Consider the following 22109-nt stretch of genomic DNA (forward strand, 5'->3'; position numbering starts at 1 on the left):
GCTATGAAAGGCACAAAAAAGGTACTTCTTGGCATATTGGTTATAGTTGTGGTTATTCAGTTTATACACCCTGCCCGCAACCAAAGCGGGCAGGCTATGCCAAATGATATTTCCAAAATCGTTGCCATACCCAAAGATGTTCAGGGGATTTTAAAAAAAGCCTGTTATGATTGCCATAGCAACAATACGGAGTATCCCTGGTATACTAATATACAGCCAATACATTGGTTTATGAATTACCATATCGTTTCTGGTAAAGAAGAACTGAATTTTAACGAATTTGGCACTTATACCCCAAGAAGACAGCAGAGTAAATTGCGATCCATAGAAAATAGTTTAAAAGATGGTACGATGCCCCTGTCTTCTTACACACTGATCCATAGGAATGCCATCTTGAGCGAGGTGGAGAAATCACAAATTATTAACTGGGTTCAAAAATCAAAGGATAGTTTAAAAAAATATAACTAACCCTTAATCACCAAAGAAATGAAAAATATATTAACGGCCTTTTTATTAATCCTTTATTCCATAGCTTCTGCTCAGGATATGAAGGGAATGAAAATGCCTAACAACGGAAGTCCTAAACAGACGCAGACTATTTATACCTGTCCCATGCACCCTGAAATTCAATCGGGTAAGCCCGGAAATTGCCCTAAGTGCGGAATGAAATTGGTACCAGAGAAAGCTAAGGCAACTATACCTAAGCCTGACCAAATGAAAATGCCCAAGAAAGATACTTCCAAAAAGAATGACGACATGGAAGATATGGGTGATATGGATATGGGGGACAATAGTACCACCATGGAAAACATCAAAAAGGCAAAGTTAAATTTAGGCTCAATTAATACTGTTTCAAGTAATTTACCACCCCGTACCGTTCGCTATGACCTTTACATTGCTGATACGACTGTAACTTATGGAAAGAAAACAAAAAGGGCAATTGCAGTTAACGGGCAGATACCAATGCCAACCTTAACATTTACCGAGGGGGATACGGCATTGATATATGTGCATAATAAACTGAATGAGGAAACGTCCTTGCATTGGCATGGCCTGTTCTTACCAAACAAAATGGATGGGGTACCTTTCCTTACGCAAATGCCTATTAAGCCTCATTCTACCTATATCTATAAATTTCCCATCGTTCAACATGGTACACATTGGTATCATAGCCATAGTGAATTGCAGGAGCAGATTGGGATGTATGGCGCATTCATTATGAACAAAAGGAAAGAATGGGACATCCCAACGATTCCAGTGGTCATCAGTGAATGGACAGATATGAAACCAGAAGAGGTACACCGAAGCCTGAAGAATGCCAATGATTGGTTTGCCATAAAAAAAGGAACGACCCAAAGTTATGCGGAGGCGATCAGAACAGGACATTTTAAAACCAAAATCAATAATGAATGGAAGCGGATGAATGCTATGGATGTAAGCGATGTATATTACGACACCTTTCTGATCAATGGCAAAAACCAGAATCATCAGCCCCAATTTAAAGCAGGCGATAAGGTAAGGTTACGCATTGCCAATGGCGGTGCTTCTGATTATTTCTGGTTGACTTATTCAGGTGGTAAAATAACCGTGGTAGCTACTGATGGAAATGATGTAGAACCCGTAGAGGTGGACAGGTTGATCATCGCCGTATCCGAAACGTATGATGTGGTGGTGACCGTTCCTGAAAATAAGAGTTATGAATTTTTGATAACTCCTGAAGACCGTACCAAATCGGCCTCTTTATGGCTAGGTAAAGGGGAAAAGGTACCTGCTCAGAAATTGCCTAAGCTGAAATATTTTGCTGGAATGAAAATGATGAATGACATGATGGACATGAGCGGGAACATGATCGAAATGAAAGGGATGAAAATGCAGAATCAGGTCATGGATATGAATACAGTGATGTATCCTGAAGTAACAGGCGAGGAAAATCCGAAAGCAAAAAGCAAAAAAACTGAAATGGCGGGTATGCAAATGCCAAACGATAAAAGCATGGCAGCTGATAACCCGGACATTGTTACTTTAAATTAGGCACTTATATACAAAGCTAACCAACGCCAAGCATTTTGGTATCGCCAATTGATAAAAAAAGACGGTTGCTAGCCGTCTTTCATTGATTTAAGGTCTGCCTACCTGATTAATGCCTTGTACTTCTCTATCAGTTTTTTCTCGTCGTCCGATAGTCCTTGTTCGTAAGTATATTTGAAGCTGACTATCATCTTCCTCTTGCTGTTTGGAAAGGTTGTCTCCAAATCTATCTGACTTACAAATCCATCATAATTTTTCGCCAGCGAGGGGCTAAGGTTTACGGGAAAACCTTTCAGGTCGGTATTGACATATGTCTTTGACGAATGCAACGGCCAGTTTGGAGGTACGCCATTTGCACGAAAAACGGTATCCTTTAACTGCTTGTAGTTATTGCCATCCATTATGGTGTCCTTAACCATTATCTTATCAAGATTGATGCCGTAAAGCGATACTATATCCATGTTCAGGTCAAGACCGACTTTTTTGCTGTCCACCGTATACTTTTTTACAAGCTTTGGAGCAACACTTGAGGTATCGAACTCAAAACATTCCTTGGTTTTCAAGTTGGTAATGACATAACTGGTAAGCACGAGCTGTTCCGAAGATTTGATCAAAGACTGTTCGCCAGTCTGTGGGTTTACCTTAAATTTCTCTACTGAATTTATCGTGCTCATCGTTTCAAACAGATAGTCGCCATCCAGATATCCTTCTTTGTCTCCAAAGGTCAATGGAGTGCCATCTGAAACACAGGTCATGCGTACCTTGCCATTATAGCCATCTTTTGTGTGGCTACAGCTGATGAAGGAAGCCAGTAGAAATACGATTATCCTTAACATGCCTACAAGGTAAAGATTTTATATCCATTTTTAGCAGGCCCAAGCGTCATTCCGCAGAAAAAAACATTTCCGGTTACCCTCATGCTGGCAACATCATAACTATAGTATGGGGTTGCGCTTCCCTCTGTCCATGACATAGGCAATGGAACAGTTGTTCCTATATCAGAACCATTGTGGGTTATTCCAGTCATTTTATATGGCTTGGTGGGGTTGGCGGGCACAACCTTTTTATATGTGATAGTTTCATAAGAGGTAACCCACCAAAAATCGTTAGTATGCTTCGATACAACCCAATCAACTACTTTGGTAATGTCTGTGGCCGTTCCCGTAACAGACCCGTCGCCGTCGAAGCCGTCTGGGTTGTCAATTGAAGGCTCCATCGCTGCCATGGTGACACCAGCCTCCTCTTCACATGCAGTCAATTGAGCTTTTTGTAACGAGGCAGATTTCGTTGGTTGTGGGGTGGATTCTGAACCGCTGTTTAATTGTGTGTCCTTTTTGCATCCAGAGGCAAGAAAGATAACGGCGTAAAGGCATGGCAATGCCAATAGTGTTCTCATTGTGTTTTTCATAATTTTTCGGTTTTAGGTTTTTAATTATCTCCTATTAAATTATGGAAATGCAATCAGGCAGAAACAAACTTTATACAGAAAGGTATATTTCAGGGACGAATGGGCATTTTCGCGCGATGAATGGATTTAGACGTTAGGAAATTTCGATGCTGGCATGGTGGACTTCCTACAATTATATTTGGATATTAAGAAGTAAGAGAATACCTTTGAGGTAGCATTAAAAGAAAACAGCCGACATTTCTGCCGACTGTTTGCACTTTAAAACCAAGGGGATGCAGAGGCTAGAACCTCATGCACTGTACAACCGCCTCACACGGAGTTACCCTTAGTTTAAAAGATGGAGATGATGGGATTCGAACCCACAACTGGTAGCTTAGGAGGCCCCTGTGATACCGTTTCACCACATCCCCGAAGATCATTAAGCCCGTTGTTAGTAGCATCGGGCTTTTTTATGGCTTGTATTCTTCTTTAAGAGCATCGCCATTAAAGAACTTAAGCATTCCATAATAGTATTTTTCATCGTTTCTGGCATTCTCTTTAACGTATCTCTTTAAAAACCCCTGTTTAACCCTAACCGAAAGCTGAGCGGAAAATATCTTATAATTTACATTAAATGCCGATCCGCCTCTTTCATAAATTTCTTTGCCAAGCATTACCCTGTTCTCTGAACTGATAATCGCGTTAACTCTATCTGCGAACGTCAAATTAATACTTGGTTCAATGCCTGGCACCGTTAATTGTTCGGGGACACTAATATTCTTTTTTGGCGTAATTGGAATAAAAGCAGGGTTTTGAAAGCTCTTGATAACATCCAATGCTTCCTGTAGCTTCTTTGCCACAGAAAGGTGATGCTCAATAGCCTTTTCTATTTCTGAAATTTTAACAATATCTTCCATAACTTTTGTGTTTGTTGAGACAAATCTGAGGATTCATTTTGAAGATTCCAAGAAACGTTTCTATATTTTTAAAAAAAAGTTGACAAGACTATAGATAAGTTCGTATCTTAGTATTATAATTACTCGTTATGCTACCTAAATTCAACAACATCTTAGAGCTTGTGCAGAGGTTCCCAGATGAGCGCTCGTGCCATCAATACCTAGCTTCTAGGCGCTGGAATGGCTATATGGAATGCCCTTACGAAGATTGCGAAGGCGATATAGCCTACGTATTCAAAGATGGCATTCGCTACAAATGCACCTGTTGCAACCGTGTCTATACCGCTAAGACAGGAACGTTCATGGAAGCAAGCAAGCTATCAACACTAAAATGGTTCATAGCAATATATCTGGTTCTACATAAGAAAGGAATCAGCTCGGTACAACTAGCTAAAGACATAGGTACGACACAAAAGACAGCATGGTTTGTACTACATCGTATAAGACATGCTTTCGGGAACGAGGAAAAGGAGAAGCTAGAAGGAGTAGTTGAGCTTGATGAGAGCTATGTAGGTGGCAAGAACAAGAACAGACACTACAATAAGAAGGTAAAAAACTCACAGGGAAGAGCCTACAAAGACAAGACGCCAGTATTCGGAATGCTACAGCGAGACGGACGATTGGTAGCAATGGCAATATCATGTACATCAGCAAGGGTATTAAGACCTATCATCTATTCTAATATCAAGCAGGGTACTACCTTGATGTGCGACGAGTTCAACGTATATAAGTCATTAGAGACCAACTATACGAGAAATGTTGTAGAGCACGGCAAAGGCCAGTATGTCAATGGCGACTGCTATACTAATGGGTTAGAGAACTTCTGGTCCCACATGAAGCGTGGCATCATAGGCGTATACCACAAGACCAGTAGAACCCATCTTAACAGATACGTTCAGGAGTTCGTGTTCAAGTACAACTACAGAAATTTACCAGTACAGGAGCAGATGAACGTTGTTTTCAATAACTTTGCATGCAGACTGAAATATAAGGAGCTAATCAAATGAAGAAACAGCATATAAAGAAACCGAAGGAAGAGTGCCTAGATGAGGATATAAGCCATGTTTCTAGTCCGGATAAGCCACAAGAGGACAAGCCAGTAGAGACTAGCGGTGATGACGAGTTCGACAAGGCTATAGACAAGATGTTTCCAAAGAAGAAGAAAAGTTCTTCCTAAGGCTTTTCGTTTAGTCCTGCTTCGTAGCCTTTAGCTACGGCATATAGGATAATCTCTCTTACCGAATCATGGCCAAATATGGCATCTTCGTCAACAGCCTTGAATATTTCAGTGGCTATTTCGTCTGCGGTTTCCTTTATTGTTTCGACCTTGCTTGACATACTGCACATATTTAGTCTACTATAGTATTGCCATCTTTATCAATATTTGAATAACACGCCAATGCGCCAAACAAACAGGCGATGTTTTCTGTGATAGGGCTGTATTCTGAGTTTGTATAGCCCGTAAACATAACGGCTCCTATTGAAATGCACAGGATTATCAAAAATACAAGGGCACTTGCCTTCTTAGCTTTTGGGGCTATTAATGGTACTATTCCTATACTTCCGTTTCCTGTTGCAAAGCCAGCAACGGCCGCAACCACAAATCTTTTGTACCATGGTCCAAATTCAATAAGAAACATAGGAAGTTCAAATATGATTTTTACAAGTGGCGATATAAGAACATAAGTCACCACAACAATTGGAAGCAACAGTACCCACCTTAACCAATAATTTCTTGGTTGTTGAAAGAATTTTACAAAAGAGCTCATTAGATTTTTTTGCCGTACAGTTCCTATAGGCGCTAAAGTAAAGAAGCGTGGAACTGGAAGCATCATCCGCCCTTAAGGCTCTGGAAAAGCCTGTACAACGAACAAAGTCCAGCCCACGCTATGCGTGAGCGGTAGGTACTTCATTCTTGTTGCACTTTTTAAATTTTCCAGATTCTAAGGGCAAGAATAAAAGCTAACGCTTCTGTTTTGAATATGTTCTAGTTATGTATTTCTAAGATTTATGTAACGTTCTAAAATGTTTAACAATAATTCAAATTTATAGTATTTCAATCATTTAACCATTTAAAATCATGAAAAAGAAAAAAAACAAAATCTATGTTGCAGGAGTAGATCCTCATTCATTTGATGAAAAAGAAGCCAATCCCGCAACACTTGTTTTACTAAACAATTCTAATCAGGCAGATCAACATTGTCAAGAGGTATTAAATCAGTGTAAGTTAGTTGCCGTTTATCATCCAGCCAACCAGTTGAAATAAAATTGACTTGGCCATTCAGCAACCATGCCACTGGTGGATAATTCGCTTCGGTTTTTGTCGTGGGCACCTTCAATTCTACTGCCAATTCAGGCATTGCCAATAGCAGCCCAACCGTAAGTTCGGAATCCTTGTTGAGGTAGCATTTAACACTGAAGTTGCCACCAGTAGATTTTATCATTCCTGATAATCCTACAGCAGCCGATTCATCTGGACAGATCAACACTAATGGCATCTGTCCGTTTTTAAAATCCCTTATCTGGATTTCGTTAGCATAGATTTGTTTTTCTTCGCTCATGTTAATTTAGATTTAGAAATACAATCTAACCAGAGCGACAGAAGAATCCTAAAAAGTCAAAAAACAGAACATTCCTAAGGCTAAACCCCATTTATGGTTCACGTCAGAAACTCTATTAATGTAACAGCTTTCATTTCATCCGTCTCATCTCCTTTTGAAATATACTGTACAAACACTGATATATCGTCATTTTCCTGTATTAAAGCTTGGTTTCTATGAGTTCTGCCAAGCATTGCATTCTTCAAGAACTCTTCAAAGAGTTCATTCTTGTAAGTCGGGGCAATAAAAACTATATTGACGGTTTTATTATCAATGGTTTTTCCTTTTAAACAACAGAAAATGTCTTTTATTTCATTAGCAATCTCGTAATTCATGAACCAAATATTAAAAAGCCACTGAAATAATCCAAAAAACAACGAACAATTTTTTAACTATACGACGCTTAGGTTAGCTTTGTATATAAGTGCCATAGGTTTTAACACCATGCGGGTATTCTTGCACAGCCTTGCCTGGAAACAAGATCCGAAAGGCTTCAAGACCAGGATAGACCAATTTTTGGCAATCTGTGCAAGACATAAGATCGTACCGATGTTTGTTTTCTTTGACGATTGCTGGAACAAGACCGCATTGGAAGGAAAACAGCCAATACCAAAGCCCGGGGTGCACAATTCTGGCTGGTTGCAGGACCCCGGAGATCCTGCTTCTAAGGAGTCGCTAAATTACCCCTTCTTAGAAAAGTATGTGACAGATATACTGTCCAGTTTCGGAAAGGACAAACGCGTGTTGATGTGGGACCTTAACAACGAACCTGGAAATAGTGGAAAGGGGGACAGTACCATTCCCCTGTTAACGAATGTCATCAAGTGGGCAAGGGCCGCTCGCCCGGAGCAGCCGATCACCATTGGCCTATGGAGGTGGGAATTAGAGAAGCTGAATGCCATCCAGGTGGCAAACTCCGATGTGATCACCTATCACAGCTATGAAGAACCTAATTGGCATGAGCGCACAATCAATTTGCTAAAGATCTACGACAGACCAATAATTTGTACAGAATATATGGCACGTACGAGGAACAGCCGTTTCTCAAACATATTGCCTTTGCTTAAAAAGAAGAACGTCGGCGCAATAAATTGGGGATTTGTTGACGGAAAAACAAATACAAAATATGCATGGGACACACCCGTTGCCAGTGGTGGCGAACCTGCAGAATGGTTTCACGATATTTTCCGCCAGGATGGAACGCCGTATAGACGAGAGGAAACGGAACTGATCAGGAAGCTCAACGCGAGGCCCTAGGGAATTTCCAAGAGAGTTTAAGCTAAAGTAGCACTCGAGAGGAGCAAAACAGCCTTGTGTTTCTGTACTGTATAAAACGGAGTTCCCAAATGTATAGTAGGCCTGTAGGTACCTAAAAGCACTCATTCTAGCGCCAAAATAACCATATTTAGCAGTTTTGATGGAATAGACGTTTACATGGTCCCGATCCGAAGTTAAGGCGAGCCGAGGCAATTTGCCTCGGCTGCTGGAAGATGCAACAATGACGTGGGTTGGCCGGTTTTCGGCTATTTACATAGAGATGAAATATTCAATCCCGCGTTTCACCACATTCTCCTCACAGGCAAAGAAGTAGGACATTGTCAGAATGCAGATACAGGCCCAATATAAGGGCCAATCTACCCCATAATAATGCCTTTCTACCCATAATTCATTCTAAGGTACTGTAATAATATGCATCTTTGCTGATAATCTCCTTATTGCATATTTGTTCCCAATTTTTAATAAAGATAAAATATGTCTAAGGTAATATCCTGCCCTCTTTTTAGGAAATCGAGTTTATTGTTGCTTGCAATTGCCCTGTGCTCCGGTATGGTCAAGGCGCAAAGCGGATGCGTTGTATATCCATACAATTATCCGATTCCGCAAACCAATAAGATTTTTTCAACGCTCATTGGCACCTCTCCATCAAATGTATGCGCTACTAGCAGTGGCTCGTTTCCCATGTACGATAGCAACGGCGCATCTACTCCAATCCCAGCTGGCTGCAGTATGGTAGAGCCAGGTAACGGAGCACCGGGAACGTCACCCATAAGACAATGCGTAATAAGGATATCGGGAAGCTATGCATGCGGAGTACTAGCGGAAAACTATCTGGAGTGTCCAATAGATGAGTATGCATCCATTGCGGCCATAGCGGTCTGTGCCATATTTTTTGTTTGGAGCAGAGTCCGTCACCCCTTAATTTAGACGATGCTAACTTTGGGTACTTGACAATAATCCACTGAAACGGAGGATAGATAATATCCTCGATAATCACGAGAATTAAAGCATCAAGAAGTCGGCAGAAAAGAACGGCACAGGAAGAAAACAACAAGACCAGAAAAGCAACGAGTTTCAAGCCAAGAAAAAAATCCATTGACATTGCTAAAAGACGATGTAACCGCAACCCGTACTGCCTTGGATGCCCAAGACGGACCAGCAATTCTCGCCGGACATTCTTGGGGAGACGCCGTTATTACCGAAGCGGATAACCACCCGAATGTTGCCGGCTTGGTATATATAGCAGCCTTCCAGCCAGATAATGACGAATCTGCTTTGCAATGGTTCCAAACCGCACAACCTGCTCCTGGAAACGGTGTATTGCCTGGTGTCGAGGATAAAAGCATCAATCCGGAAATCCAACGCAACGTATACAAACGTTCAAATACGATGGTTACAGAAATTGAAGCCAGTCATGTAGTATATGTTTCGCAACCCGAAAAAGTAGCCACATTTATTGCCAAGGCAACCCGCGAACTGTCGGCAGAATAATAGCCAAAGAAAAGAACGTTAAAGATTGTTTTACCTTAAACAACAATGCCCTGCAACTATTTAAGTGACAGGGCATTGATAATTTAGATTGTGATCCCGCTGGGACTCGAACCCAGGACCACTACATTAAAAGTGTAATGCTCTACCAACTGAGCTACGGAATCTACTTTATTAAAAAGCTTGTCGCTTTGTTTTAAAGTGCTGCAAATATAGGGTTATGATTAATTTCCTGCAAGACTTTTTTTTGTTAAAGCCGTACTTTGTTGATTTATAAGGAAATTAATTGTAAAGCTCAGGTTAAGCAAAGGTAAATTCGAGGTTTAGGCATCGCCTTGCACAAAGTTCTTTTGATATTGCAATGGACTTTTTCCGGTAATCAGCTTAAAATACTGATGAAAGCTTACAAAGTTGTTGAAGCCGCTTTCAAAGCAGATTTCCTTGATGTTTAACTGTCCGTCCATTAAAAGCTTACAGGCATGGCTTACCCTGATTTCGTTGATGAACCTCGAGTAGGGTTTCTTGCTGCGCGACTTAAAGTACTTGCAAAAAGAATTGGGACTGATTTTGGCAATACCGGCAATGGTTTCTAAGCTTATCCTTTCCTTGAAATTAGAAATGGTATACTCGTAAATGGCGTGCATACGGTCTTTTTCCGATTCCTGAAAGTGATAGCGAAAGCCTACCGAAACCAGGGTTTTCGTTTGTTTGCAATCGGCAATGGCTAACAAGGCTTCCATTAAACCGATTACTTTTCGGCTACCTTTGGCCGCTACGGTTTGGCAAATGAGCGCGGCAATCTGCTTTTTTTCCTTACCGGTTACCTGTATGCCTAATTGGGACTGTTGCAATAGCTTTTTAATGTCTTTGAGCTCGGGCAAATCCAGAAAAGAACTTCCCCAAAAATCTTCATTAAAATGGATTACGCTTACATCTACGCTGTTTTCTTCGCCTGTTGCATCAAAACGCCAATAATGGGGTACATTGCTGCCCACCAATAGCACATCGCCAGAGGAGAAGGACTGGATGCTGTCGCCGATAAACTGCATGCCCTTGCCCTTGGCAAAATAGATCAGCTCAATTTCAGGATGATAATGCCAATGGCTGTTGGTATCGGCCACGGTATCTTTCCGCGCACTAAAAGAGTGGATCAGATCGGTAGTAACTTTTAATAACTGGGGCTTCATTTATTAAGCAAATTGGCAATATGGAACTAAAAATAAGATATAAATGATAAAATTCCTTAATATTTAGACAATATTTTTAAATGAACTCCACTGCGCATTGCCTTTATTTGTAAATACCGTAGGGCTTCGGCTTTGCAACAACCACCTAACCAAATAAAACTAAACTATGAACAAAGCAACCGGCAACAAGTACCTTTTTGCCCTCATATTGGTTACAAGCCTGTTTTTTTTCTGGGGCTTTGTACACAACCTCGATCCGGTTTTAATCCCGCACCTGAAGAAAGCATTTACGCTGACCGATTTAGAAACTTCGCTGGTCGACTTCTCTGTTTTTATCGCCTATTTTGTGATGGCTTTGCCTGCAGGCTTTGTAATGAGGAAGTGGGGCTATAAAACAGGTATTGTGCTTGGGCTTACATTCTTTGCCTTAGGTTCCTTTTTGTTTTTGCCGGCTGCCGATACCATGCAATATCCTTTTTTTCTGGGTGCCTTATTTATTATTGCCTGCGGATTAACCTTTTTGGAAACAGCAGCCAATCCCTATGTTACCATTTTGGGTAACCCAGAAACTGCTACGCAACGTTTGAATTTTTCGCAATCCTTTAACGGCCTGGCCGCTACCTTGGCACCGATTGTTGGTGGTGCCATTATATTAACGGATGAAATTAGCCCCAAAGCGTTGGCAGCTATGACCCCGGTGGCTAGACATGCTTATTTAGTAGAAGATGCAGCTACCGTAAAAGGCCCGTATCTGGTATTGGGCATTGTGATTGTTTTGGTAGCTATTTTATTTCTCTTTACTAAATTGCCGGATATTAAAAATGAAGATGAAAACGAAGATTCAAAAATTGCTCATGCGTGGGTGCATCCTCATCTCAGATGGGCCGTTATAGCCCAATTCTTTTATGTTGGCGCGCAGGTTTGTGTATTGAGCTTCTTTATCCGTTTCAGTACGGTGTCGGCTTCAATTACCCAACAAGAGGCTAAATGGTATGCAGGTGCGGCAGGTTTGGCTTTTCTGGTTGGACGCTTTGCCGGAACTTACTTCATGAGCTTTATAAAACCTAACCGTTTATTGGCTTTTTATGCCGTGATGAGCATGTTGCTTACCTTGGTTGCTATTTTTGGTTCAGGCATGATTACCGTATATGCCCTGATTGGCGTAGCCTTCTTCATGTCGATCATGTTTCCAACCATTTTCTCTTTAGGCATTGCCGGTTTGGGCAAAGACACAAAAATAGCTTCTTCGTTAATTGTAATGTCAATCGTTGGTGGCGCATTGTTGCCATTGGCTTTAGGTTATATATCTGATCAAACCGGTCATATCCAATATGGCTATTTGGTTCCATTGATCTGTTTCTTTGTTGTATTCGTATTCGGATGGAAGAAATGGAGCCCGAAAGAAAATTAAGAATGAAACACAAAGTTTTAAAAATAAACAAAAAAGACAATGTATTGGTGGCATTAAGCGACCTTGTTGCAGGCGAGTTGATCGAGTTTGAAGGCACAACCTACAAGCTCCAGGAAAACATACCGGCAAAGCATAAATTTTTTATGCATCACATGCAGCAAGGCGATGAAGTGCTCATGTATGGCGTTTTGGTTGGCAAAACCCAATATGAAGTGCCTCAGGGAAGCAGAATGACCACAGACAATACCAAACATGCTACCGAGCCCTATATCTACAGAAAAACAAACTATCAATGGCATCAGCCTAACATTGATAAATATGCAAACCGCACATTTCAAGGCTATCATCGCAGTAACGGAACGGTAGGTACAGCCAACTATTGGCTTTTTGTACCTACTGTTTTTTGCGAGAACAGAAACCTCGACATGATTAGAGAAGCATTGCACAATGAGCTAGGTTATGCAGTTGGTGGTAAATACAAGAACTACGCACACGATTTGATCAGTGCGTATCAAAATGGGGAAGATTTAGACGCGGTATTGTCGGTTCCCAACCCGCAACAACGCCGTTTGTTTAAAAATGTTGATGGCATCAAATTCCTGAACCACAATGGTGGCTGTGGGGGTACCCGTCAAGACAGTCATACTTTGAGCCAGCTTTTGGCGGCCTATGCCGACCACCCCAACGTGGCCGGAGTAACCGTATTGAGCCTTGGCTGCCAGCATTTGCAGGTAAACGACTTTAAAAATGACCTGCTGTTGCGAAACCCTTCTTTCGATAAACCCTTGCTGGTTTTTGAACAGCAAAAGGCGCAGAGCGAAGAAGAACTGATTAAAGATGCCATTAAGCAAACCCTAAAAGGACTGATCCAAATCAATGAGATAGAACGTAAGCCGGCACCCTTAAGTCAGCTTTGTGTAGGCGTAAAATGCGGGGGGAGCGACGGCTTTAGCGGTATTTCTGCCAATCCGGCTGTAGGCCATTGCGCCGATTTGTTGGTCGCCTTGGGTGCCAAAGTACTTTTGGCCGAATTTCCGGAGCTCTGCGGGGCAGAACAAGAAATGATCGATCGTTGCGAAACCGAAGAATCGGCACGTAAATTTATGCGTCTGATGAGCGAATACGACGAATTGGCCCATCAGGTGGGTTCTGGCTTTTACATGAACCCTTCGCCAGGCAATATTAAAGACGGCCTCATTACCGACGCCATTAAATCGGTAGGCGCCGCGCGTAAGGCAGGCAGCGCCAGCATTGTTGACGTATTGGATTATACAGAACCGGCCACCAAACCAGGATTAAGCTTGGTTTGCACGCCTGGAAATGATGTAGAAGCCACTACCGGCAAGGCCGCTGCAGGGGCGACGCTGATTTTGTTTACTACCGGCCTGGGTACGCCAACCGGAAATCCGGTTTGCCCAACCATCAAAGTGGCTACCAATTCAGGATTGGCCAAACGCATGGGCGATATCATTGATATTGATGCAGGGCCAATTATTACCGGCGACAAATCCATTGCCGAAATGGGCGAAGATATTTTGGAATACTGCATTAAAGTAGCCAGTGGCCAGGAAATTCCGAAAGCCGTACAACTGAACCAAGATGATTTTATTCCTTGGAAAAGAGGAGTGAGTTTATAACTTTAACCTAACAACCATGTTTTCATTCGAACATAAAAAAGCAATAGTTACTGGAGGCGGAAGCGGTATTGGCAAAGCCATAGCCATGGCATTGGCCAAAAACGGCGCAATGGTTCATATTTTAGAAATGGATGTGGCCGGTGCCAGCCAAACGGTTGATGAAATTAAGGCGCTAGGCTTTAAAGCCGAAGCCCATGCCTGTAATGTAGCCGATCAAGTGGCTGTCAATGCCATTTTCGAACAGATTGGCAATATTCATGTTTTGGTGAACAATGCCGGTATTGCCCATATTGGCAAGGCCGATAACACTGCCGAAGACGATTTCGACCGTGTGATGAACGTTAACGTAAAAGGCGTTTACAATTGCATCAAGGCCGCTATTCCGCAATTGCGTCAAAGCGGGGGCGGGGTTATCCTCAATATGGCTTCCATAGCCGCTTTGGTGGGACTGGCCGATCGTTTTGTTTACAGCACAGCCAAAGGTGCCGTAAAAGCCATGACCATGAGCGTGGCCAAAGATTACCTGAAAGAAAATATCCGCTGTGTTTCTATCTCACCGGCGCGTGTGCATACGCCATTTGTGGACGGTTTCCTGGAAAAAAACTATGCCGATAACAAGGCCGAAATGTTTGATAAGCTCTCCAAATCGCAACCGATAGGCCGTATGGCCAAACCCGAAGAGATTGGATATTTAGCCTTATATTTATGCAGCGACGAAGCTTCGTTCATTACCGGGGTAGATTATCCAATCGACGGCGGATTTACCACTTTAAACAACTAGTTATGAAAAGAATTCTGATGGTTTGCCTGTTGGCATTGCTTGCGCTTGGTTCAAAGGCCCAATATGTGCCTACCAAAGAAAATCTTGAAGCCAGAAAAGCTTTCGAGGCCATGCGTTTTGGCTTGTTTATCCATTGGGGGCCATTCAGTATTCCGGGTAGTGGCGAGTGGGTGATGAACAACCGCAACATCAAGGTAAAGGATTACACGCGTTTAAAGGATTTTTTCAACCCAACGGCCTTCGATGCAAAAGAATACGTAAGCCTGGCCAAAAGAGCCGGCATGAAATACATTACCCTCATTACGCGTCACCACGATGGTTTTAGCATGTGGGACACCAAGTATTCGGATTTCAACATCATGAATACGCCCTACAAAAAAGATATCGTCAAAATGTTGGCCGACGAGTGCCACAAACAAGACATCAAGCTCTTCTTGTACTATTCGCTCTTAGACTGGCGCAGGGAAGATTATCCGCACGAAACCGGTAAAACAGGGCAAAAGACTGGAAGGATTGGTAAAAAAGGAGATTATGCTTCTTATTTGCAGTTCATGAAAAACCAGCTGACCGAATTGTTGACCAACTATGGCAAAATTGCCGGAATTTGGTTCGATGGGCACTGGGATCAAACTGCTCCGGAGGGAGAAAAAGACAGGTCGTCGAGAATTGATTGGAAATACGACGAAATTTATGGCCTCATCCACAAGTTGCAGCCTTGGGCATTGATTGGCAACAATCACCATTTAAGTCCGTTTCCGGGCGAAGATTTTCAGATGTTCGAAAAAGACTTGCCTGGCGAAAACAAAGCCGGATTGAGCTTTCAGGAGCCTTCAGACCAACTGCCGGTTGAAACCTGCGAAACCATGAACGATTCGTGGGGCTTCAATATCACCGACAGCAAATACAAATCCGAGAAACAGGTGGTCCATCTTTTAGTAGGCGCTGCAGGCAGAAATGCAAATCTATTGCTTAACGTAGGCCCAATGCCAAGCGGCAAAATACAGGAAGAATTTGTAGATACCCTCGAGGCAACCGGTAAATGGATGGCCAAATACGGCGAAACCGTTTATGGCACCACAGGCAACGTCATCAAGCCTCAAAAATGGGGTTTGGCTACTCGAAAAGGCAAAACGATTTACATCCACATTTTAAACGACAGTGGCAGCGACCAAATCGTTATTCCCGAATTTGACAAAAAACTAAAAAGCGCCACTTTTTTTGAGGGTGGCAAAAAAGTAACCTATAAATTGGAATCCGATGGCCTGCACCTGCTGGTTAAGAAAGATCCGGCAACAATAGACACGATTATCAAACTAGAACTAGAATAGCATAAGCATGAAACTGATCAGATTTGGAGAAATTGGAGAAGAAAAACCAGGTGTAATCCTCAATGGCGAATATTTCGACGTATCCTCTATCGTAACCGATTACGACGAAATCTTTTTTGCAAAAAACGGTCTCGAGAAACTTGAAAACGCCCTGAAAGATACCGAACTTAAAAAAATAGATCCAAATGTACGTTTGGGATCGCCGGTGGCCAGACCTTCCAAGTTACTTTGTGTAGGGCTCAACTACTTAGACCATGCCCACGAAACCAATGCGCCAATTCCGAAAGAACCCATTTTGTTTTTCAAATCGACCACGGCCATCGTTGGCCCTTATGATGATTTGATTATCCCTAAAAACAGTGTAAAAACCGATTGGGAAGTAGAATTGGCTATTGTAGTCGGTAAAAAAGCATCGTACGTAAGTGAAGCCGAAGCCGAAGACTATATTGCCGGTTACTGTCTGCACAACGATTATAGCGAAAGAGAGTTTCAGCTAGAGCGCAATGGGCAATGGGCCAAAGGCAAAGGTTGCGATACTTTTGCGCCGCTAGGCCCGTTTATGGCGACCAAAGATGAAATTGCCGATGTGCATCAGCTTCGCCTATGGCTTACCGTAAATAGCAAGACCTTGCAAGATGGCAATACGTCGAACCTGATTTTCAATGTGCCGTTTTTAGTGTCGTACATTAGCCAATTCATGACTTTGTTGCCTGGCGACGTCATTACCACCGGAACACCAGCGGGCGTAGGCCTAGGCCAAAAGCCAGAACCTTGGTACCTTAAACCTGGCGATGTAGTGGAACTGGGAATTGATGGATTGGGATCAAGCAAACAAACGGCTAAAGCCTACGGAGTATAAATTAGGGAATGATTGAAATAGGGTATTTCCATTCAAAATTCAATCGACTATTCCTTCAAAAATTAAAAAGATGAAAAGATACGCTTTAGCCCTCGATTTGATCAACGACCAAGAACTGATCGAAGCTTACGAACGCTACCATCAAGTCGTTTGGCCTGAAATTATAGCCAGCATCAAAGATTCCGGTATTACGAATATGGAGATTTATCGTATTGAAAATAGGTTATTTATGATTATGGAAGTGAATGATAGCTTTAGCTTTGAAGCCAAGGGCAAAGCCGATGCTGGAAATGCCAAGGTGCAAGAATGGGAAACTTTGATGTGGAAATATCAACAGGCTCTGCCTTTTGCCAAACCTGGCGAGAAATGGTTATTAATGGATAAGATTTTCAGTTTGTAATGATCGATTCGCACGTTCACTTTTGGCAGTTCGATCCCGTTAAAGATGCATGGATCAATGAGGAAATGGCTGTTTTGCAACGTGATTTTTCTCCTGCAGATTATTGTGCCTTGCAAACGGAAAATGGCATCGATGGCTGTATTGCCGTACAGGCCGATCAAAGCGAACAGGAAACAGCTTTTTTGGTTGATTTGGCCAAACATAACCCTATAATCAAAGGTGTAGTTGGTTGGGTTGACCTCAAATCGAAAGTAATTGAAGAAAAGCTTTCATTTTACGCAAAAGAGCCAATGATTAAAGGCTGGCGACATATTGTACAAGCCGAAAACGAAGGTTTCTTATTACAACCCGAATTTATAAGAGGAGTAAGGGCGTTGAAAAACCATGGTTATACTTACGATATCTTGGTTAAGCACAATCAATTGCCTGAAGTAATGCAATTTATAGACCAGCTTGGCGAACAACCCTTGGTTATCGATCACTGTGCCAAACCCGACCTCAACAACAAAGACATCAGTGCCTGGACCGCACAGCTAAAAACCATTGCCCAAGCATCTCATGTGTATTGCAAACTTTCGGGTCTGCTTACTGAAGGAGATTGGAATAATCCAGATAAACAATTAATTTTTAAATGTTTAGATGTTGTATTTGAAAGTTTTGGTACAGATAGATTGCTGTTTGGTAGCGATTGGCCAGTTATGTTACTCAGCAAAAAGTACAGCTATTGGATGCAAATGGTTGGCGAATATATGCAACAATTTAGCAAGCAGGAACAACAATTGGTTTTTGGCGATAATGCCATTAAATTTTACAAATTAGACTAAACAAATGGATTTAAATCTTCGCAATAAAGTAATCGTAGTATCTGGCGGCGCCAAGGGAATTGGAGCGGCTATTTCCGCAATTTTGGCCGAAGAGGGTGCAACAGCCGTAATCATTGGCCGTAATGAAGAAGACAATGCCAAACTTGTTCAAGAAATAACAGGCAAAGGCCACAAGGCAAGCCATGTTACCGCCGAATTAACGCAACCTGATGAGTGTAAACGTGCCATCGCAATGATATTGGAGCAATATGGCGGCATAGATGGTTTGGTAAACAATGCCGGAGTTAATGATGGCGTTGGACTGGAAAATGGCAATTATGAAGCTTTTATGGTTTCTTTACATAAAAATTTGGTGCATTACTATCTTTTGGCACAACATGCCTTGCCGGCGCTCAAACAAAGTAAGGGGTCCATTGTCAACATTGGCAGCAAAACCGGCGAAACAGGGCAGGGCGGTACTTCGGCCTATGCGGCCGCCAATGGGGGCAGAAATGCGCTTACTCGTGAGTGGGCGGTAGAACTTTTGCCTTATGGTATTCGTGTAAATGCAGTTATTGTAGCCGAAGCCTGGACCCCGTTATACGAAACCTGGATCAACACCTTCGAAAATAAAGAGGAAAAGCTTAAAAGCATTACCCAAAAAATCCCACTAGAGCAGCGCATGACTAAAACAGAAGAAATTGCCAATACGGTGGCTTTTCTATTGTCGGATAAATCAAGCCATACCACGGGCCAGCTCATCCATGTTGATGGAGGCTACGTACATTTAGACAGAGCTTTGTAATTAAATAGAAAAAGCCACAGACTGAAGATTTTACCTTTGAGGGATATTGAACTTCGGTCTGTGGCTTTATTATGTTTTGATTTTTAATCTATCTTGTCCTGCTTTTTGATGCCGATATTGTAAAGTACAAAGCCCATAAACAAGAAGAATAGTACGCCCAGGATTTCGTAACCACCTTGTCCGAACCAGTTTACAAAAGTTGGTTCTATATTTACCTTGCTCAAATTATCGCGTACTGCCGGAATAACCATCAAAATCGCAACGATTACACCAGCGATGGCACCACCCGCCACCAAACCGGTTGCAAAGAGGTTGCCGGGCGCAATTTCTTCTTCTTCGGCGGTTTTTACTTTTTGTTTTTCGCGCCAGTTTACAATGCCTTTAATGGCGCCACCTGCAAAAATAGGCAGGGTAGTAGACAACGGCAAATAAGCGCCAACTGCAAACGAAAGCGCATTAATGCCACACAATTCAATAGTAATTGCTATACAAGCACCTATCATTATAAATTGCCAATCAGGTTGATTTCCTAGTATCCCTTTAATTAAAGTTGCCATCAAAGTCGCCTGTGGTGCGGCATAGGTTTCGGTACCAATGGCATGATGAATGCCTTGTTTCAGCATTTCAGCTGTAGGAGTATCCAAAATACGAACAGTTATTCCAATCATAATCGAAGAAACAATAGCACCAATAAACAAGGCAATCTGCTGGTATTTTGGCGTAGCTCCAATCAAATAACCCGTTTTTAAATCCTGCGAAGTTGCTCCGGCGTTGGCCGCCGCAATACAGATCATGCCACCTACAACCAGGGCCATTGGTTCGTAAAGTTTTCCGGTCCAGCCCACAGCAATAAATACCAAGCAGGTACCCATAATGGTGGCAATGGTCATGCCCGAAATCGGATTGTTGCTCGAGCCAATCAAACCCACAATCCGGCTTGATACCGTGACGAAGAAGGCACCGAACACAATCACCAAGACCCCAATCAATAGCTTATTAACGATACTATCGCCAGGAATTTGGGGCAGAATAGCCATTAATAAAATCAATACTAAACTACCTATACCAACCAGTTTGATAGATAAATCGCGATCTGTACGTTTAACTTCACCTCCAGTTTTTCCTGCTTTTATAGCTCCTAAACTCTCTTTGAAAGAAGATATGATAGTAGGGATAGTTTTTATTAAAGTGATAAAGCCACCTGCAGCTACTGCTCCTGCACCAATCTGTTTCACAAAGGCCTGGTAAATAGCGCGGGGGTAATCGGCAAAGGTATGTGTGACCGGATCCCAACCACCAACACCACCAGCTTTATTAATATCAGCTAATAAGCCAAGGTTAAATAATTTTTTAGCTGCAATTAAAGGATCGATCAGAGTTGACAACAACGGAATTAAAGCCAACCAGGCCAACACGCCACCCGCTACTAAAATACCCGAGATTTTTGGTCCAATGATATAGCCAACCCCCATGTATTCGGGCGTAATCTCGCCACTTACCTGTGCCGATGGCAAAAATTTATTAGCCTGCTTTGAAACCCAGGTTGGTGCCTCGGCTACTAAGTGAAATACTTTTTGTAATAGCGCGTAAGTTAATGAAAAACCCAATCCCCAGAATGCCGTACGGGCAAAACTGCCACCTTTTTCACCAGCCTGCAGTACAGAGGCACAAGCCGTTCCTTCTGGGTAAGGTAGGTTTTCATGTTCTTTGACAATGAGCGACCTCCGCAAGGGAATCATCATCAAGGTTCCTAAAATACCTCCCAATATCGCCAAAATCAAAATGGTCATGTAATTGAAAAAGGCTTCGCCAGAACTTTGGCCACCAACACCGGTACTCAAAAACAAGAAACCCGGTAAGGTGAAAACCACGCCTGCTGCAATCGATTCGCCAGCAGAACCCGTAGTTTGGATAATGTTGTTCTCTAAAATGGTGGTCTTGAAGAACCTTTTGCCCAAGGTAATGGCCAAAACAGCGATAGGGATAGAGGCCGAAACGGTCAGTCCGGCTTTCAGGGCGAGGTAAACGGTGGCCGCGCCAAAAATAATCCCGGCAATACAGCCCAACAAGATCGACTTGATGGTAAATTCTGCCACTTTGCTTTCTGCTGGTACAAAAGGCTTAAATTCTTCTTTGCTCATTTGATTTAAGGTTTTAAAGGTTAAAGGTAATTTTTTTTGATGAGTTGGCAAGCCTGAAAAGAAGCCAATATTTTTAGATATTTGCGCCATGAAGAACAAAGCGATTTTTTTGGACCGCGACGGCGTGCTTAACCATGAAATTTATGATTACATCTGCAGGATGGAAGATTTTGAGGTTTTGGAATATCAAATTCCGCCACTCAAGCGATTTTATGACGAGGGCTACCTGCTGATAATCATTACTAATCAGGGTGGCATAGCCTTAAATCGTTATACGGAAGAAACTTTGACTCAAATGCACCAGGTTCTGTTTGATTCCTTTGAAGCCCAGGGCGCTAAAATCACCAAGGCCTACCATTGTCCGCACCACCCAACGGTTTCGGCACCATGTAATTGCAGAAAGCCGCTGTCTGGCATGTTGCTCGAAGCCATTGCTGCTTTTGATATCGATCCAGCGCTATCGGTTATGATTGGCGATAAGCCCCGCGATGTAGAAGCCGCCAACGGAGCAGGGGTGAAGGGCATCCTGATCGAACCCGACGAACAAATCGATTATGATCGAGTGAAGGCGGTTTTGCTAGACTAGTTTTTTGGGCTTTTTACCACCTAAGACACCTTAGGACAGCTAAGACTATGCCACTATAACCGTAAATATGTAAAGAAGCAAGCCTTATATTTGCTTATATGGCTCAACCATCAACCATATAAGACCATATTAAATCAATAGGAACTGCAAACCTAACCTAAGGTGAACTTAGGTTTCTTAGGCGATAAAACGATATGACGGCTTGTGTGTGGCGACTACAAAGTTTAACGCAAAAAAAACATAAGCTTTATATTTACCTTTAGATAGTGAAAATATGCGTCTACTCTCCAATCATATAAGACATATTGGATCAAATAAGAACTGCAAACCTAACCTAAGGTGAACTTAGGTTTCTTAGGCGGTAAAACGATATGACGGTTTTGTAGTATTACGTAAAAACATAAGCTTTATATTTACGTATATGCCTAAATGGT

At 42.3% G+C, this 22109-nt stretch carries 24 protein-coding genes and 2 tRNA genes; 15 read left to right on the plus strand and 11 right to left on the minus strand.

Annotated elements, in window-relative coordinates:
- The first annotated feature begins 3 nt into the window (after positions 1-3).
- Positions 4-468, plus strand: coding sequence for a heme-binding domain-containing protein (locus VRU48_RS03920; RefSeq protein ID WP_330106617.1), 465 nt, complete (start codon positions 4-6; stop codon positions 466-468).
- Between the two features lie 18 nt (positions 469-486).
- Positions 487-2031, plus strand: a complete 1545-nt coding sequence (locus VRU48_RS03925) for a multicopper oxidase domain-containing protein (RefSeq protein WP_330106618.1) — start codon at positions 487-489, stop codon at positions 2029-2031.
- A gap of 98 nt (positions 2032-2129) precedes the next feature.
- On the opposite strand, the gene VRU48_RS03930 is transcribed toward VRU48_RS03925, so the two are convergent.
- The 4 genes from VRU48_RS03930 to VRU48_RS03945 form a co-directional block, all read right to left on the minus strand.
- Positions 2130-2864, minus strand: coding sequence for a hypothetical protein (locus VRU48_RS03930; RefSeq protein WP_330106619.1), 735 nt, complete (start codon positions 2862-2864; stop codon positions 2130-2132).
- A 2-nt stretch (positions 2865-2866) separates the two neighbouring features.
- The gene (locus VRU48_RS03935; RefSeq protein ID WP_330106620.1) at positions 2867-3436 is read right to left on the minus strand and encodes a hypothetical protein; all 570 of its coding nucleotides are present in this window, start codon (positions 3434-3436) and stop codon (positions 2867-2869) included.
- Positions 3437-3774: 338 nt separating this feature from the next.
- Positions 3775-3846, minus strand: a tRNA-Arg gene (locus tag VRU48_RS03940).
- Positions 3847-3885: 39 nt separating this feature from the next.
- A complete protein-coding gene (locus VRU48_RS03945) occupies positions 3886-4332 on the minus strand; it encodes a hypothetical protein (protein WP_330106621.1) in 447 nt (148 codons plus the stop codon).
- A gap of 128 nt (positions 4333-4460) precedes the next feature.
- On the opposite strand from VRU48_RS03945, the gene VRU48_RS03950 reads away from it, so the two are divergent.
- Positions 4461-5378, plus strand: a complete 918-nt coding sequence (locus tag VRU48_RS03950; protein WP_330106622.1) for an IS1595 family transposase — start codon at positions 4461-4463, stop codon at positions 5376-5378.
- The gene (locus VRU48_RS03955; protein WP_330106623.1) at positions 5375-5548 is read left to right on the plus strand and encodes a hypothetical protein; all 174 of its coding nucleotides are present in this window, start codon (positions 5375-5377) and stop codon (positions 5546-5548) included. Before VRU48_RS03950 ends, VRU48_RS03955 begins: the two co-directional genes overlap by 4 nt.
- On the opposite strand, the gene VRU48_RS03960 is transcribed toward VRU48_RS03955, so the two are convergent.
- From VRU48_RS03960 to VRU48_RS03975, 4 genes are all read right to left on the minus strand, one after another.
- On the minus strand, positions 5545-5709 hold the full coding sequence (locus VRU48_RS03960) for a hypothetical protein (protein WP_330106624.1): 165 nt from the start codon (positions 5707-5709) through the stop codon (positions 5545-5547). The genes VRU48_RS03955 and VRU48_RS03960 overlap by 4 nt on opposite strands.
- Positions 5710-5720: 11 nt before the next feature.
- Positions 5721-6140 (minus strand): hypothetical protein, encoded by a 420-nt coding sequence (locus VRU48_RS03965; protein ID WP_330106625.1) that lies wholly within the window; start codon positions 6138-6140, stop codon positions 5721-5723.
- A gap of 411 nt (positions 6141-6551) precedes the next feature.
- Positions 6552-6932 (minus strand): hypothetical protein, encoded by a 381-nt coding sequence (locus VRU48_RS03970; protein WP_330106626.1) that lies wholly within the window; start codon positions 6930-6932, stop codon positions 6552-6554.
- A 98-nt stretch (positions 6933-7030) separates the two neighbouring features.
- On the minus strand, positions 7031-7306 hold the full coding sequence (locus VRU48_RS03975; protein ID WP_330106627.1) for a hypothetical protein: 276 nt from the start codon (positions 7304-7306) through the stop codon (positions 7031-7033).
- A gap of 109 nt (positions 7307-7415) precedes the next feature.
- Between VRU48_RS03975 and VRU48_RS03980 the strand changes: the two genes are divergently transcribed.
- Positions 7416-8228, plus strand: a complete 813-nt coding sequence (locus VRU48_RS03980; protein ID WP_330106628.1) for a cellulase family glycosylhydrolase — start codon at positions 7416-7418, stop codon at positions 8226-8228.
- A 1116-nt stretch (positions 8229-9344) separates the two neighbouring features.
- Positions 9345-9740: an alpha/beta fold hydrolase gene (locus VRU48_RS03985; RefSeq protein WP_330106629.1), complete on the plus strand. Its 396-nt coding sequence runs from the start codon at positions 9345-9347 to the stop codon at positions 9738-9740.
- 91 nt (positions 9741-9831) lie between these two features.
- On the opposite strand, the gene VRU48_RS03990 is transcribed toward VRU48_RS03985, so the two are convergent.
- A tRNA-Lys gene (locus tag VRU48_RS03990) sits at positions 9832-9904 on the minus strand.
- 156 nt (positions 9905-10060) lie between these two features.
- On the minus strand, positions 10061-10924 hold the full coding sequence (locus VRU48_RS03995; RefSeq protein WP_330106630.1) for an AraC family transcriptional regulator: 864 nt from the start codon (positions 10922-10924) through the stop codon (positions 10061-10063).
- 166 nt (positions 10925-11090) lie between these two features.
- On the opposite strand from VRU48_RS03995, the gene fucP reads away from it, so the two are divergent.
- The 8 genes from fucP (at position 11091) to VRU48_RS04035 (ending at position 18948) form a co-directional block, all read left to right on the plus strand.
- Complete coding sequence (gene fucP, locus VRU48_RS04000; protein WP_330106631.1) at positions 11091-12335, plus strand: L-fucose:H+ symporter permease; 1245 nt, start codon at positions 11091-11093, stop codon at positions 12333-12335.
- A gap of 2 nt (positions 12336-12337) precedes the next feature.
- The gene (locus VRU48_RS04005) at positions 12338-13972 is read left to right on the plus strand and encodes a UxaA family hydrolase (protein WP_330106632.1); all 1635 of its coding nucleotides are present in this window, start codon (positions 12338-12340) and stop codon (positions 13970-13972) included.
- A gap of 16 nt (positions 13973-13988) precedes the next feature.
- Complete coding sequence (locus tag VRU48_RS04010; RefSeq protein WP_330106633.1) at positions 13989-14753, plus strand: SDR family NAD(P)-dependent oxidoreductase; 765 nt, start codon at positions 13989-13991, stop codon at positions 14751-14753.
- 2 nt (positions 14754-14755) lie between these two features.
- The gene (locus VRU48_RS04015; RefSeq protein ID WP_330106634.1) at positions 14756-16081 is read left to right on the plus strand and encodes an alpha-L-fucosidase; all 1326 of its coding nucleotides are present in this window, start codon (positions 14756-14758) and stop codon (positions 16079-16081) included.
- Between the two features lie 7 nt (positions 16082-16088).
- Complete coding sequence (locus VRU48_RS04020; protein WP_330106635.1) at positions 16089-16940, plus strand: fumarylacetoacetate hydrolase family protein; 852 nt, start codon at positions 16089-16091, stop codon at positions 16938-16940.
- 70 nt (positions 16941-17010) lie between these two features.
- On the plus strand, positions 17011-17340 hold the full coding sequence (locus VRU48_RS04025) for an L-rhamnose mutarotase (RefSeq protein ID WP_330106636.1): 330 nt from the start codon (positions 17011-17013) through the stop codon (positions 17338-17340).
- Positions 17340-18164, plus strand: coding sequence for an amidohydrolase family protein (locus VRU48_RS04030; RefSeq protein ID WP_330106637.1), 825 nt, complete (start codon positions 17340-17342; stop codon positions 18162-18164). The genes VRU48_RS04025 and VRU48_RS04030 overlap by 1 nt, the downstream gene beginning before the upstream one ends.
- Before the next feature lie 4 nt (positions 18165-18168).
- Complete coding sequence (locus VRU48_RS04035) at positions 18169-18948, plus strand: L-fucose dehydrogenase (protein WP_330106638.1); 780 nt, start codon at positions 18169-18171, stop codon at positions 18946-18948.
- 83 nt (positions 18949-19031) lie between these two features.
- Here VRU48_RS04035 and VRU48_RS04040 read toward each other — a convergent pair whose 3' ends face one another.
- Positions 19032-21089 carry an OPT family oligopeptide transporter gene (locus VRU48_RS04040; RefSeq protein ID WP_330106639.1) on the minus strand — a complete coding sequence of 686 codons (2058 nt, stop codon included), beginning with the start codon at positions 21087-21089 and terminating at the stop codon, positions 19032-19034.
- An 88-nt stretch (positions 21090-21177) separates the two neighbouring features.
- Here VRU48_RS04040 and VRU48_RS04045 point away from each other — a divergent pair, with 88 nt between their 5' ends.
- Positions 21178-21675, plus strand: a complete 498-nt coding sequence (locus VRU48_RS04045) for a D-glycero-alpha-D-manno-heptose-1,7-bisphosphate 7-phosphatase (RefSeq protein ID WP_330106640.1) — start codon at positions 21178-21180, stop codon at positions 21673-21675.
- Positions 21676-22109 lie beyond the last annotated feature (434 nt).

The organism is Pedobacter albus (genome assembly GCF_036324255.1).
GTDB lineage: Bacteria > Bacteroidota > Bacteroidia > Sphingobacteriales > Sphingobacteriaceae > Pedobacter > Pedobacter albus.